Below are 14,512 nucleotides of genomic sequence, written 5' to 3'. Positions count from 1 at the left end.
ATCCTGCACGCGGAGTTGCTCCATCAGACTTTCGTCCATTGTGGAAGATTCCTCACTGCTGCCTCCCGTAGGAGTCTGGACCGTGTCTCAGTTCCAGTCTGGCTGGTCATCCTCTCAGACCAGCTACGGATCGTGGGCTTGGTGAGCCTTTACCTCACCAACTACCTAATCTGACGCGGGCCGCTCCCAAAGCGGATAAATCCTTTAATCCGAAGATCATATGCGGCATTAGACTCAATTTCTTGAGCTTATTCCTCACTTTGGGGCACGTTCCCACGCGTTACTCAGCCGTCCGCCGCTCGCCACCAAGTAGTAAACTACTCGTGCTGCCGCTCGACTTGCATGTGTTAGGCACTCCGCCAGCGTTCATCCTGAGCCAGGATCAAACTCTCCATAAAAAGATGTAATGGCTTGGAAGCCATTACGTCTATATAAAATATAGACTGACGATGATATATTGCACAACTAAATTGTCAAAGTACGCAATCATCTGTTTAGCTCCACAGCTTTGTTATCGCAATAATTTCGCGATCAGACTGAGATTAATCATACCTCACGATAGCTACCATCGTCAAGGGTAATATTTGTTTACTTTGTAGCTAAAAAGACAACTAGACCGATACACGCACCTAGTATAGAGCCCGCAAAGACCTCCAAGGGCGTGTGGCCCTTTGCAGATCGAGGAATTCGAATGTTGCTTTTTGTTTCATGAATTAGCTGAGTAATTGCTTCACCCTGCTCACCCGATGAGCGACGAACTTTAACTGCATCGTATGTAACGATCAATACTACCAGTGTAGCTAGGCCGAATAATCCTGACTGCATACCGTCTTTGAGTAAGATTACCATCCATACCGAAACGGAGGTTGCCGCGTGGGAACTTGGCATACCTCCAGAGATAAATAGCTGATGCGTTAGATCAAGTACTCTTCCTTTTGAAATTGCGATTGCATATTTGATAACATGCGCTAAAAGCCAGGCAACAATTATCGCAATAATATAAGGTGTTAGTACTATCATGGTTATTATTCTGTCTCATCCTCTTCGACAATGAGAGCCTGTTGTTCCGGCATGAGCCCAATTGACGAAACTCCGTCACCTTCAGCAAGTCGCATAATACGCACTCCCTGAGTCGTTCGCCCAAGAGTCGGTATATCTTTTAAGCCTACACGAATAGTTTGTCCGTTATTAGAGATCATAAGCACCTCGCTAGCATCTGGTTCAAGTGTTCTGACCGTAATGATTGGACCAGTTTTTGCAGTTACTACAGCTGCCTTTATGCCAACACCACCGCGCTTATGGCTTGGGAAATTAGTAACCTTCGTTGCCTTACCATAGCCTTTTTGACTAATAACAAGCAGTGAAAGACTGTCATCATCAACAATATCCATACCTACAACGCAATCGTTCGGACGAAGGCGAACCCCGCGGACACCTCGTGCAGATCTTCCCATAGGACGTGCGTCCGTTTCATTAAACCTAACGGCTTGTCCGGCTGATGTTGATATGATTACATCATTTTCACCTGTCGTCTTTTTGATCCATCTCAATTCATCACCGTCATCCAACTTAATGGCGATAAGACCATTTGTACGAATATTCGCATAATCCTTGAGAGGTGTCTTTTTAATTGTGCCCTTTGTTGTCGCCATGAAGAGGTAGCCATCGTCCTTCGCATCCTTAGCGTGACGAATAATTGATGTTATTTTCTCCTCAGGCTGCAATTGAAGTAAGTTTACTGCCGCAACACCTTTTGCCTGGAGACCAGCAGCTGGAACTTCGTAGGCTTTAAGACGGAAAATACGACCCTTATTAGTAAAGAATAGGAGATAATCATGGGTACTTGCTGGCACAAGTTGATCAATGATATCTTCTTCCTTTGTTGTCATACCTCGCTTGCCCTTACCGCCTCTGTTTTGACGACGGTATTCACTAACGAGTGTTCGTTTAATGTAATTTTCCGTTGTAAGAAGTATAACGCTTTCTTCTTCAGGAATTAACTCTTCATCACTGAATTTACCGAGTTCATGATTTATCATCTGACTACGACGCTCGTCGCCAAACTTTTCTTTCATTTCAAGTAATTCATCTTTGATAATACGTAGGATCTCAGATTCGTTTGCAAGGATTGCCTCTAATTTGCCGATGAGTTCGAGTAATTCCTTGAGCTCATTTTCAATTTTGTCACGCTCTAAGCCCGTTAAGCGGCGTAGCTGCATGGCTAAGATTGCCTGAGCTTGAATTTCCGATAAACCAAACTTCTCAATCAATCCAAGTTGAGCCTCTTCACTCGTCTTACTTGCACGGATGAGCTTAATAACTTCATCAATATGATCAAGTGCGATTTTATAGCCTTCCAAAATGTGTGCACGAGCTTTGGCAGCCTTTAGCTCAAATTCCGTTCGGCGGCGAACAACGATGCGACGATGTTTGATAAATTCGTCAAGAATTTCATGTAGTCCAAGTACCTTTGGCTGAATTCCTTCGATCAATGCGAGCATGTTGTAATGAAAGCTTGTCTGAAGTGCAGTTAGTTTAAATAATTGGTTGAGTACTTTTTTTGGATATGCATCTTTACGAAGTTCAACTACAACACGCACCTTGCCGCGTGCACTCTCATCGCGTAAGTCGCTGATTAAAATCTTTTTATCTTTATGAAGTTCAGCAATTTTTTCAATAAGCGTTGCTTTATTTACACCATATGGCATTTCAGTAATAATGATCTGGCTGCGACCTTTTTTAGTCTCTTCAATATTCGTTACAGCACGAACCATTACGCTTCCACGACCTGTTTGGTAGGCCTGTTTCATGGGGCTTCCACCGTACACGATTGCACCTGTCGGAAAGTCTGGACCTTTAACGTATTTCATAAGATCATCAACTGTCGTTGTTTCAGGGTTATCAATCAAATGAATGGTCGCATCAACAAGTTCACCAAGATTATGAGGTGGAATGTTTGTTGCCATACCAACAGCGATACCGATCTGGCCATTTAGTAGTAGGTTCGGTAATTTTGCAGGTAGTACTGATGGCTCCTGCTCACTACCATCGTAGTTATCGCGAAAATCAACAGTATCCTTATCAAGATCAGTTAATAACTCATTACCGGCACGTCCAAGACGTGCCTCAGTGTAGCGACTTGCCGCTGGTGGATCTCCATCCATCGAACCATAGTTCCCTTGTCCGTTAACTAGTGGGTATCGCATAACCCAATCCTGGGCTAGACGTACCATAGAGAAATAGATAGATGAGTCACCATGGGGGTGGTATTTACCCATTACATCACCAACAATACGTGCACTTTTTAGAAAACGGCCGCCTGGACGAAGGTTTTGCTCGCCCATACTATAAAGAATTCGGCGGTGGACAGGCTTCATACCATCTCTTACATCAGGTAATGCACGGTCGATAATAACACTCATGGAATAGCGTAGGAAGCTATCTTCCATAACATTTTCAACGGATTGATTCTCAACAAGTCGTGAGTGAGTTTGCGCTACAACAACTTCACCTTCAATTGGGGTATCGTTTGCATCGATAAGTTCGTCATCCATAATTAAATATCCAAATCCTCTAGGCTAAGTGACTTCGCACGGCTTTGAATAAAGCTTTTACGTAGATCTACCTGATCGCCCATTAATTTTGTAAAAATTGCATCACTAGCTTCTGCATCTTGAACTTTAACTTGTATCAACACGCGATTTTCAGGATTCATCGTCGTATCCCAGAGTTGCTCTGCGTCCATTTCACCCAAACCTTTGTATCGTTGAAGTAGCGTTATACCAGCTTGCTTGGTAAAATCTGCTGTTTCATCAATCAGAACCCCTTTTTCACGCCGCTCGGCAATCATACGCTGTAAAATTTCATCACGCTCTTCATCGCTATAGGCATATTGTTTTTTGGTACCCTGACGTAGCAAAAATAATGGCGGCTTTGCAAGATATACGTATCCACCATCAATTACTTCTTGCATATAACGGAAGAAGAATGTTAATAGAAGTGTAGAAATGTGGCTACCATCAACATCGGCATCGGTCATAATAATAATCCGATGGTAGCGTAGTCCACTAATATCAAACTGATCACTTATACCTACGCCCATAGCTTTTATAAGACTAACGATCTCGTTATTATTGAGCATACGATCGAGGCGCGCTCGCTCAACATTCAATACCTTACCTCGGAGAGGAAGGATGGCTTGTGTTTTACTGTCGCGACCACTCTTTGCTGACCCGCCCGCCGAGTCGCCCTCTACTATATATAGTTCGGATTCAGAAGGATCCTTACTTGAACAATCTGATAGTTTACCTGGCAAACTAAGGCCATCAAGTGCACCTTTACGGATAACGTTGTCACGAGCAGCACGTGCAGCTTTACGTGCACGGGCAGCAAGAAGTGACTTACCTACGATTTTCTTAGCAACTGCCGGATTTTCATCAAGGTAATATGAGAAGTACTCATTCATTACTTGCTCAACATAGCGGCGTACTTCTGGGTTACCTAATTTATTTTTAGTTTGTCCTTCAAATTGTGGATCGGGTAATTTAACGAGAATAATAGCAGTTAATCCTTCTCGAATGTCATCACCGCTAAGGTTTTCTTCTTTTTCTTTAAGAAGTCCACTTTTACGTGCGTAGTCATTAATAACTCTTGTCATAGCCGAGCGAAATCCAATAACATGAGTTCCGCCATCGGGAGTCAGGACGTTATTAGCAAATGGCTTCACCGTCTCAACAAACGTTTCATTATATTGAATTGCAACTTCAACCATTGAGTCTTCAACTTGGCGTTCAACATAGAAGATACTATCACTCACAACATCTTTACCGATGTTTAGGTGCTTTACATAACTTTGAATACCACCTTCAAAATAAAACGCTGCTCTATCGCCTGTTCGCTCATCACGAACAGATACATATACACCCTTCGTAAGATAGGCTTGGTGGCGGAGGTAATTTACTACCCATTTATAGTCAAATTCGATTGTTTCCTTAAAAATAGTTGGATCTGGATAAAATGTAATTGAAGTACCATTTGCTGTCGATTTTCCAACAACTTTTATATCACCTTGGGAAACACCTAGCGCAAATTCTTGACGATATATCTTGCCGTCGCGTCGTACTTCAGCAATTAGCTTTGTTGAGAGTGCGTTAACTACACTTGATCCAACGCCGTGTAGACCTGACGACACCTTATAGCCACCACCACCGAACTTACCACCCGCGTGAAGTACTGTTAGGACTGTCTCAAGGCTACTCTTGCCAGTCTTAGTATTCTTGTCTACAGGGATTCCGCGGCCATTGTCATCTATGCGTATGCCGCCGTCGGCAAGTATCACTACATCAACTTTACTGGCATAACCAGCAATAGCTTCGTCAATGGAGTTATCTGCGATCTCTTTAATAAGATGGTGCACTCCATCATAGCCTGTACTACCAATATACATACCCGGACGCTTGCGAACAGGCTCGAGCCCCTCAAGCACTTGAATTTGGGACCCATCATACGAGCCGTCGTCAATTTTTTGTTTAGCCATGTTACCCTCACTTATCAGTCGTTTCTGCTATTTACAATAGTACCATTATACCGAATAAATTGTGTTCACTCAAGCTATTGTATTGAACATATTTCTTATGCTATTATTAGCCCCAAGAGGTATAAAAATAAAAAGGCGCACTAAAAAATGTTTAAAAAACTAGTATCAAACCTTAATTTCAGTCCAGCATTAGTAGGACAACTCGGGTTTTACGCAAAAAGACTCAAAAAAGAAGAAGCAACCCGACGCGTAGGGCTTATTTTCGTTGCCCTTGCACTTGTCGTGCAATCGTTTTCAGTTTTCTCACCACCTGAGTCTGCCAATGCAGCTAGCGGAAATAACATTATCTACGGAGGTATCCGAGATAAAAATGATCTTCTTAATATGTACGACCGCAATTCTGATAGCGCAGGACATAAAGATCTTCAGCAAATATACTCATACTTCGGTATCACTCGCCAAGATATCACAAGAGCGTCAATTTCATCATTCAACTCAAGAGATCAAAACCTTTCTATACAAAGTGTTGGACGATCAACCTATTCTTGGCAGCGTGACCCACACGCCATTCCCGGCACCTCCTCAGTAGTTTACTCGAGCCCAACATACAAATTTGATTCGCTTCCATACACGATCAAGAATGGCTCAACTTATCAGGCACTCGTCGGACACCGTGCATCAGATGGTGGATGGTTCGCAATCATGCTTGATTGTGGTAACGCAGCGTATATTACACTTCCGCCACCACCTCCAGCCCCAAAGCCAACTCCTACGCCTACACCGAAACCAACCCCAAAGCCAATCCCTAGCGCAGTATGTTCAGCACTTGCTGAACCACAGATTACGAACCGTACGTCTGTAGTTCTTACTGGTAGTGCATCAGTAGAAAATGGTGCAACAATTTCAAGTTATATATTTACTGTAAAAGATAGTTCAGGCAAAATTATACTGACAAAAGCAGTACAAACAGGGGCCGGAAGAGCGTCGACGACAGTATCGATAAGTAAAGATGGTACATATACAGCTCAAGTAACCGCTAGAACAAGCCTTGGTGACAAGACGGCAGCAAGCTGTATACAAAAGTTTATAATCTCACCTGCTCCCACAGCACTATGTGTCAATCTCAAGGCACCTCAAGCCATCACTAGAACCAAATTTACATTTACTAGTGTGGCCAGTGCTGCAAACGGTGCAAAAATAACTGGCTATACATACATAGTAAAAGATAAGTCTGGAAAGATTGTCTTTCAACAAAAAGTAGCAACCGGTGCAACAACTTCGTCTGTCACCAATGACTTCAAGAATGATGGCACGTACACAGTTCAAGTTATTGTTTCAACATCAGTTGGTGATAAAACAGGTGCAGATTGTATAAAGACATTCCCCGTAACGCCAGAGGTACGTTGTGCACTTAACCCTGAGCTTGTTAAAACTAACCCGGACTGTAAGCCATGTGAAAACGATGCAACTATATGGTACAAAGATAAAGACTGTACTTCAGTATTTGAAGTCAAGAAAACTGTTAGCAACATCACACAGCTACTTAATAACGCTGACAATACAACAGCTAAAACTAGTGATACTTTAGAATATAAGCTAAGTGTCAAAAATACAGGTAACGAAACAGGTTCATTTACAATCAAAGACAATATAGGTGATGTACTAGAATACGCCGATCTAGTTGATGCTGGCGGCGGTAGAGTTGTCACTGCAGGCCTAGGAGTTCCTGTTGAAACTGTCGGTACAATCACATGGCCAACCGTCTTCATTAAGCCTGGTCAAACTATCACAAAGGTAGTGAGTGTTAAGGTAAAAGCTACCATCCCTGCCACTCCACAGAGCCCAAGTAACCCCGAGTCGTACAACTGTCGTATGGTGAATGATTTCGTAGGTAATAACACAACTGTCATGGTTGATTGTCCGAAGGAAAAAGTTGTTGAACAAGTTGTTATGGAGCTACCACACACAGGTGCTTCCGAAAATATATTGTTTGCCGGTGCCGTACTTGCGATCGCAACATACTTCTACGCTCGTACAAGACAAGTGAAAAAAGAAGTTCGACTAATCCGTCGAGACCTAAATAGCGGTACAATTTAATAAACATAAAGGTTGGTTATGAGTAATAGTCCTGAAAAAATAGCATTCGGCCATGAGCAAGATAAAAATCCTGAAGCTTTAGAAAAAATTGGTATTGAGCAAAGAGAGCGCCTACGCGAACAGCTTGAGAAAGCTGGAGAAAAGTCTAAAGAGAAAACCGAAGACGCAAGACATGAAGCTCTTGAAAACGCAAAAAGCATCGAGCACGAAAAGAAAAGAGAGACAGATCAGAAGATCTCCCCTGCTGAACGTCGTAAAGATGGACCAATAGGTAAGGCTGAACGACAAGCTAGCTATAACGCTACTATGAAGCAGGTCCGGAGTGAATTATCGGGTCCTAGTCGAACGTTTAGTAAGGTTATACATAATTCAGTCGTAGAAAAAACAAGTGATGCTGTGGGCAGTACAGTGGCACGTCCTAATGCGATATTGGCGGGCGCAGTTGTTGCATTCCTTGTGACACTTGGTGTATACCTTGTTGCCAAGTACTACGGGTATCCCCTTTCTGGATTTGAAAGTATCGGATCATTTGCAATTGGGTGGATCATAGGACTACTATTTGATTACTTCCGTATCATGGTTACAGGAAAACGTTAAAGATACTATCCTCGTATATAAAAATACCTCGTATAAAGCGAGGTATTTTTATGTGGTACAGAATTCATTAACGTATTTTAATCGATATTTCATCGTCAATATTTGTCTGTTCCCCACGAAGATGGAGTCGATCTATAGGTTCTACTGCAGCATCTACGTTAAGTGCCACAGGGTCGACTGGTGTCTGGACTATTGATGACACAGGTGGTTGCTGAAGAGATGGTGGCAGAGGCTGCTGAGAAGCCGGCTGTGAGGCTTGAGGCGAAGATGGCACAAGTGGCATATTAGGAACTAACGGGGCCTCTGCCGCATCAAGAGGAGTGCTGGGTGTCAAAGTAGATGCTGGAGCTGCCATAGGCTTTTGCGGAGCACTACTTTTCATTTGCTGACGCTTCGTGAGCCATTCATCCAGAAATGACGAGCCAGAAGCAGGCTTAGGTGCGATACCACCTGGGCGACTAGCCCCAGAACCAGAGGACGGAATACCTCTGGGAATCTGTGGCCTTTCAGGTGCCTTAGGTGGTGCAAGACGAGTAAATATTTCCGCCTCTACTACAGCACGAGGTTTGGCATATTTAGAAGCCGATAGGCGCTTAAGTGCGTCCGCAAGCTGAGCATTCGGCTGACCCATTGGGGCTATAAAACTCATACTAAATGGTGCGGACGGAACATTATTAATCATGACGCTTGTTACAGACTGATAATTCGGCATTTTTGTTAGATCTTCCGCATCAAAAGTTGGTGCAAACTTTTTAACAAGAATTTCAGCATCAGTGATACCAATGCGTCCAGAAATAACAGTACCGACGTTTCCGATAATCGCCTCTCGTATCTTATCCGTTAATTGGGTCATAAACTGATTACCAAGAATAAGGTTCAGCCTATACTTACGAGCTTCGGACAAAATTGACTCAAAGCTTTCTGTAGCGAAGTTTTGAAACTCGTCTACATACAGACTAAAGTCAACTCGGTCTGCTTCAAGCGTGTCAGCACGGCCCATTGCTGCAGCCTGGAATTTCATAACGAAGATAATACCGAGAAGTTTAGAGTTAAGCTCACCCATCTTTCCCTTACTAAGGTTAACGAGAAGAATCTTCTTGTTATCCATGATATCTCGGAGGTTAAAACCACTCTTTGTTTGGCCAATTATATTTCGCATAGCATCGTTACTGATGAAAGGGCCAAATTTACTCACAACCCAACTAATCACTTCTCCAGACTCGTTAGACTTTTGTGAAGCTGGAAATTCTTTTGTCCAAAAATCAAGCACTGTCTGATCGGTAACGAATTTTAATTTACTCTTCATAAATTCTTCATCGATAAGCAGCTTTGGAATATCAATAAAAGTACCCCCAGCTGGATCAGCCATAAGTAGGAGAGCACAGTTGCGGAAAATATGCTCGAGTCGAGGACCAACAATGCCTGTGTGCCCAGGGTCATATAAACCATATAACATGTTAATCGCCTCTTGTACTAGGAAGTCTTTTTGATCTGGATGATCAAATTCGAACATATTTAAACCTATTGGATTAGTCATGTCTCCCGGGTTAAAATAAATAACATCCTCAACACGCTCTTTTGGTACTTTGCCAAGGAGTGCTTCAGCTGAATCTCCATGTGGATCGATGAATGCGAACCCACGGCCATCCATCATATCCTGAAAAGCCAAATTCTCTAATAGGATAGATTTACCTGTACCCGTTTGTCCAATAATGTACGTATGCCGCCGTCTATCATTGGTCGAAAGTCTAATTTCTTTTTTAATTCCTCGGAATTCGTTGTAGCCTAATAAAAACCCATCATCCATTACTTCCGTCGGGCCGTCTACTTGTTTTGACATTTGACGCTGAACCTGCGAAGTTGGTATGCTGTTTTGACTTGGAAGATGAAAGACCGTTGCAAGCTCGACGCTATTTAATATATTCTGATTAACCGTCTGTGGGAAAAAACGGAATATATAAGCTGTCACAAGCTCTTCGATATTTTTTGCAATCGCAAACTTAAATCCGTTATGACTTGGTGAGTCAAATAGGGAAAATGCTGCGACAATGTTCTTTAATAGAACCTGTGAATGAGTTGCAGTATTAGAGGAAACAACAGCTCGTATTAATACTTCGTAGCCGGGATATCGTGTCTTTTCTTCGATGGCTTCAATTGAGGCCTGTTCAAGTGCGGTTAATTGTTTATCTTCTGGTTTAACTTCTGATGTAGGCGGCTTCCATAGTGCACCCATAATTTCCTTAGGCGCAACAAGACCTCCAAAGCCAGCTTTCGTACCTTTGTTTTTTGTTACTTTTTCAACAGTCTCAATTGATTTTCTAGTCCAACCTTCTCGCGCTGGACGAAGCATAAATTGAATTGCAGCACCGTCTTCACGCCCGGCAGCCGACAAGGCGTTGAGTAGTGCTCTCGATGCATCCCTTTTTGAATCTTGGAAAGTTGCGATGGGATGAACGAAACTTTTTTTAAGGGTAAACTCACCACCGATGGTTCCACTCATCTTACCCGCCTCGCTAAATATATTGTGTTCAACAACCTCTTCAAGTCGAGCTGACGGGTACGCTGCAGCTACCGCTTGACGAACTACATCTACAAGAACTGCCGGTACTATTGCGTAGTAGTGCACCAAGCCTTGTCGTGCAATTATTTCAAATGCTAAGTGCCGTTGGCCGTAAAGCTTACTCTTAAAGCCTTTCGTCGCTGTACTAGCGATAATATTATACATAACCTGAGCCTGCGAAAGCACTTCTTCAGTGAGGTCCCTTTCATCACGGCCACCTTGCTCTATATCATCGCTTGCAGGTGGTAGATGAATAAGCAGAGGAACCATTTTAAGTCCACGTTCGTAATTTTTTGCTTCACGAAGCGTTTTTTTATACTGTGAGAAGATGATAAATGCTGCAGCCGAGCCTAAGAAGACAAAGATGAAGACACCGATAAATAAACCTGTCATCAGCTAATCAATTGATGCAACGCTACTGCGAAGCACCAAGTTCCTTTCCATATCTTTTGAGCAGATAGTCTGCCTGAAGTTTACTAACCTCCTGCTCTCGTCGATGTGGATCATCTCTTGTTTCAGTGATAATTTTTTTTGCCTTATCTACCCACTCTTTTTCTATAAGATCATCGTCATTAGCAACTAACGGAGTATCGTCTACTGGCACTGTTGCCGTTGAGAGATCGTCTACCGGTAGTGCTACTGGAGTTGGCAAAACCGGGAGGTTTACAGGATTTTGCGTTGTTGCTGCTTGATTAACACTTCCCTGTTCATGCTGCTCTTGACGCTGCTCCAGCCCTGTTTCTGGCGTTGGAGGAAGGGGTAAAACTTCACCAGACTGTGAATAATTCACAGGTGATGGCATACGTTCAATTGCTGGTGCTGGCAGTTTGGGTTCCATATCTGTGATTATAGCATAATCGTTACACTCACAGGTCTAATTTAGGTCGTTCTTTTTGCAATATAGATACATCCGATTGTAGTAAATAGAACCATAAGAACAATCTCATAAAGACCAACCTGACCAACTGACTGCATGCCGATGAACATTACTGGCACAAGTGCCAGAACTGATGCAAAATAATATGATCTTTGAAGGCTTAGTACATTAAGTGGTCGGCGAACCGTAACAGATCGTGATAACCTCGCAATAACTCGGCTGAGTCCAAATAGCAAAAAAGTCAGCATACCAAGTGCTGACGCGTACATCAAAATAAATACAAAAAGAATTCCTAAAGGTCCTGCTTCTGCTGGAGTAGTCATGTACAACATAACAACTAGTAAAACAATTGCGATACCTGACCCAAAAGCAATTATTCGACTTAACATACCTTCACTATACCACCTAAATTAAGAGAGCCCGAGTAGCAAGTCTATACGTTCATGGTAGCTACAACCGCCGCGAAATAAAAATATTGGGCGCGTGTACCGTGAACAACTTGCCACTCCGGGCAACTGACCGCTCCAGAAAGATCTGGGGCATATCATTATGTACAGAACGTTCCTAAGTGTTATAACTTGCATTATGCGACTAGTACTTGTAATGCTTCTACTCGATACACCATTTACCGTAAAGTATTTGGCGGAGCTTCGGTAACGTCACTAGCTGTACAAGATATAAGGTGCGTGACCCGCGATTGCAAATCATTGTGTCTTGTCCATGTGTCGTTACCGTTTTTCCGTCAAAGAACGGTCCGGTCAGTTTTAAATTTTTAACATTTTTTTTGCTTTTTTGTGTTTGTAAAAGCTTATCCTTACAGTAGCATATGAATTTAAATCGGTCAATATAAATATTGACTTTTTCGTGTATTTAACACGTATTGATTGACTTTAATTTATATTAACAGATGTAAAATAGTAAATTATTAATTTAAACAACGTTGTTATAATAGCTCCATAAATACAATAATTTAAACTATCAACGTGTTTCGCTTATACCCAGACCTAACTGATAGCCCGTCCATAGCTTGAAGATCCGGTACGTTCATTTGCAGTTCCTGGCCTAAACAGTCTGATTGTCTGCCGTAAAACGAAGTTATGTAATTCAATTGCATACACAGGCTACATTGATAATATTCGATCGTAACCTTGCCGTTCTTGATGCGTGAACAACGCATAATTCTAAGTCATAGACTTTCAACTTCCCGACAGTTATATTTAATCTAGATAATAGAAACTCAAAAAGCTATATATATGGAATCGCGAAAGATAGGTTTGCCTAAAAGAATATGTAGCACTCAAATATATTTGTTAGTTAGTTTACTAAAATTCAATCCCCCATTACATATTACTATTAGACAATGAATATGATTGTTCTAAGATTCTATAAAATATTCTTATTTAGATATCGTAGATATATTAAATATATAAAATCCAATGAAGTAAAAGACTGATAATGAATTAACCAGCTAATGAAAGCTATCGTAAATGAATAATAAGTTACTTGTGACACATATATGCATAGCACTACCCAACGAACACCATATATAGTATTTATCTGCGTAGTATTTTTTACTTAAACTTTTTTCGTAAATAGTGTTGACTTAAGCGCTTTGACGTCATATTATAGGGGTAGCTACTGAATAAATAAATTATACAGAAGCCAAAAATAAACATCGAATCAAAAACTCCACAACGAAACAACCGTTCCTCGCAGGCGGTTGTTTTATTTAAAGAATTTTTATCTATACATAGAAAGATCCACCTAAATTAGGTGGATCTTTATTATTCAAATTGGTGGAGCTGCGGGGCACTGCCCCCCGGTCCAAAAGGTAACGGACTATTCGTCTACAAGCATAGTTTATCTTAATAATTTATGACCCATTAGACTCAAAGATAAGCAAAAATGTCTAACTGGTCACGCGGTAAAATGTCCTGTGGTAATGCCGCTGCGCATTAAGAAAGTAAGCGACATATATATAACACCACTATCTACTATGTCGCCTGTAGATAATGATGACGAAGCGTATTAGGCTACGTGTGCGACAGCAAGAGTAGCTGGAGTAAATGCTTGCGCAAATACAGCAGGAATACTCTTGATTGTCTTAGCAAGTTTAGTTGCAATTAAAAATATACGTACGTGTATGGTCGGCTTGCAAAATAATCTGTTAAGTTCCCTCTGTCGAAAGCTAAATTCAGCCCCAACATGAATATATATAGTATAGCAGAATTTACAGATAAGAAACAGTGGTAGCAGATTTTAAGTCAAGCTTAGGTATTTACTAGACTTTCACTGATAACTCAAAATATTATCTCGTGAATTGCCGTTTCAGTCGCATGTAGATTGAATAATTCCCTTTTTAGCTTTCGTCGTTTACTCATACTATGAGAGATCGCGGAAAAAGACATCCAACTATTAGGTTAGGCGTTCTGCCGTTTCCTGAGCTTCTTGGGGCACATCACATTTCATCACGGATTTTTAAAGTCACTCAAAAAGTACAACTAAGAAATAGTGTCGTCGGGGCCATAAATAAAGCATATTATATGAAGAAATGTAGACATATTCACACTATATATTTTATATTTTATGTGTGAAATTGCTTATGTTATTAAAATTTACAGATGAGAAAGTAGTATTTAAATCAACAAAATATTCTTTGATTAAAGTATTAAAAATGATAGACAAAAAATCAATTACTAAGAAATTTTATACGAATATAAAGACTTTGCATAATTACCGAAGGACTTGTTGAGCTTAAATGCTGCTTGTTAATATTAAGAAACAGGATAATAACATAAACATTCTTGCCACTAACCTATTACAATATCGATACCAACTCTTGTAC

General features: G+C 41.4%; 8 protein-coding genes, 1 rRNA gene and 1 other RNA gene. 2 read left to right on the top strand and 8 right to left on the bottom strand.

The genetic code is table 11. From position 1 onward, the window contains the following. The 4 genes from ABIS22_04065 to gyrB all read right to left on the bottom strand — a co-directional run. Positions 1–398, bottom strand: a 16S ribosomal RNA gene (locus tag ABIS22_04065); the annotation flags it as partial. Between the two features lie 190 nt (positions 399–588). Next, a complete protein-coding gene (locus tag ABIS22_04060) occupies positions 589–1,020 on the bottom strand; it encodes a divergent PAP2 family protein (GenBank protein MEO7741059.1) in 432 nt (143 codons plus the stop codon). A 5-nt stretch (positions 1,021–1,025) separates the two neighbouring features. Then, complete coding sequence (gene gyrA, locus ABIS22_04055) at positions 1,026–3,554, bottom strand: DNA gyrase subunit A (protein MEO7741058.1); 2,529 nt, start codon at positions 3,552–3,554, stop codon at positions 1,026–1,028. Between the two features lie 2 nt (positions 3,555–3,556). Beyond that, complete coding sequence (gene gyrB / locus ABIS22_04050; GenBank protein MEO7741057.1) at positions 3,557–5,536, bottom strand: DNA topoisomerase (ATP-hydrolyzing) subunit B; 1,980 nt, start codon at positions 5,534–5,536, stop codon at positions 3,557–3,559. A 147-nt stretch (positions 5,537–5,683) separates the two neighbouring features. Here gyrB and ABIS22_04045 point away from each other — a divergent pair, with 147 nt between their 5' ends. Both ABIS22_04045 and ABIS22_04040 read left to right on the top strand, forming a co-directional pair. Continuing rightward, a complete protein-coding gene (locus ABIS22_04045) occupies positions 5,684–7,633 on the top strand; it encodes an isopeptide-forming domain-containing fimbrial protein (protein ID MEO7741056.1) in 1,950 nt (649 codons plus the stop codon). A gap of 18 nt (positions 7,634–7,651) precedes the next feature. Further along, positions 7,652–8,230 (top strand): hypothetical protein, encoded by a 579-nt coding sequence (locus tag ABIS22_04040; protein MEO7741055.1) that lies wholly within the window; start codon positions 7,652–7,654, stop codon positions 8,228–8,230. A gap of 67 nt (positions 8,231–8,297) precedes the next feature. Here the strand turns inward: ABIS22_04040 and ABIS22_04035 are convergent, their stop codons facing one another. The 4 genes from ABIS22_04035 to ssrA all read right to left on the bottom strand — a co-directional run bounded on the left by ABIS22_04035 (position 8,298) and on the right by ssrA (position 13,869). Then, the gene (locus ABIS22_04035; protein MEO7741054.1) at positions 8,298–11,183 is read right to left on the bottom strand and encodes a TraM recognition domain-containing protein; all 2,886 of its coding nucleotides are present in this window, start codon (positions 11,181–11,183) and stop codon (positions 8,298–8,300) included. 22 nt (positions 11,184–11,205) lie between these two features. Then, the gene (locus tag ABIS22_04030; GenBank protein MEO7741053.1) at positions 11,206–11,628 is read right to left on the bottom strand and encodes a hypothetical protein; all 423 of its coding nucleotides are present in this window, start codon (positions 11,626–11,628) and stop codon (positions 11,206–11,208) included. 41 nt (positions 11,629–11,669) lie between these two features. Next, positions 11,670–12,056 carry a hypothetical protein gene (locus ABIS22_04025; protein ID MEO7741052.1) on the bottom strand — a complete coding sequence of 129 codons (387 nt, stop codon included), beginning with the start codon at positions 12,054–12,056 and terminating at the stop codon, positions 11,670–11,672. A 1,405-nt stretch (positions 12,057–13,461) separates the two neighbouring features. Further along, positions 13,462–13,869, bottom strand: a transfer-messenger RNA (tmRNA) gene (gene ssrA, locus ABIS22_04020). Between the last annotated feature and the right edge of the window lie 643 nt (positions 13,870–14,512).

Source organism: Candidatus Saccharimonadales bacterium (assembly GCA_039928925.1).
Lineage (GTDB): Bacteria > Patescibacteriota > Saccharimonadia > Saccharimonadales > Saccharimonadaceae > UBA6022.
Note: the sequence above shows the minus strand (reverse complement) of the source record. Positions and strands in the feature narration are given on the sequence as shown.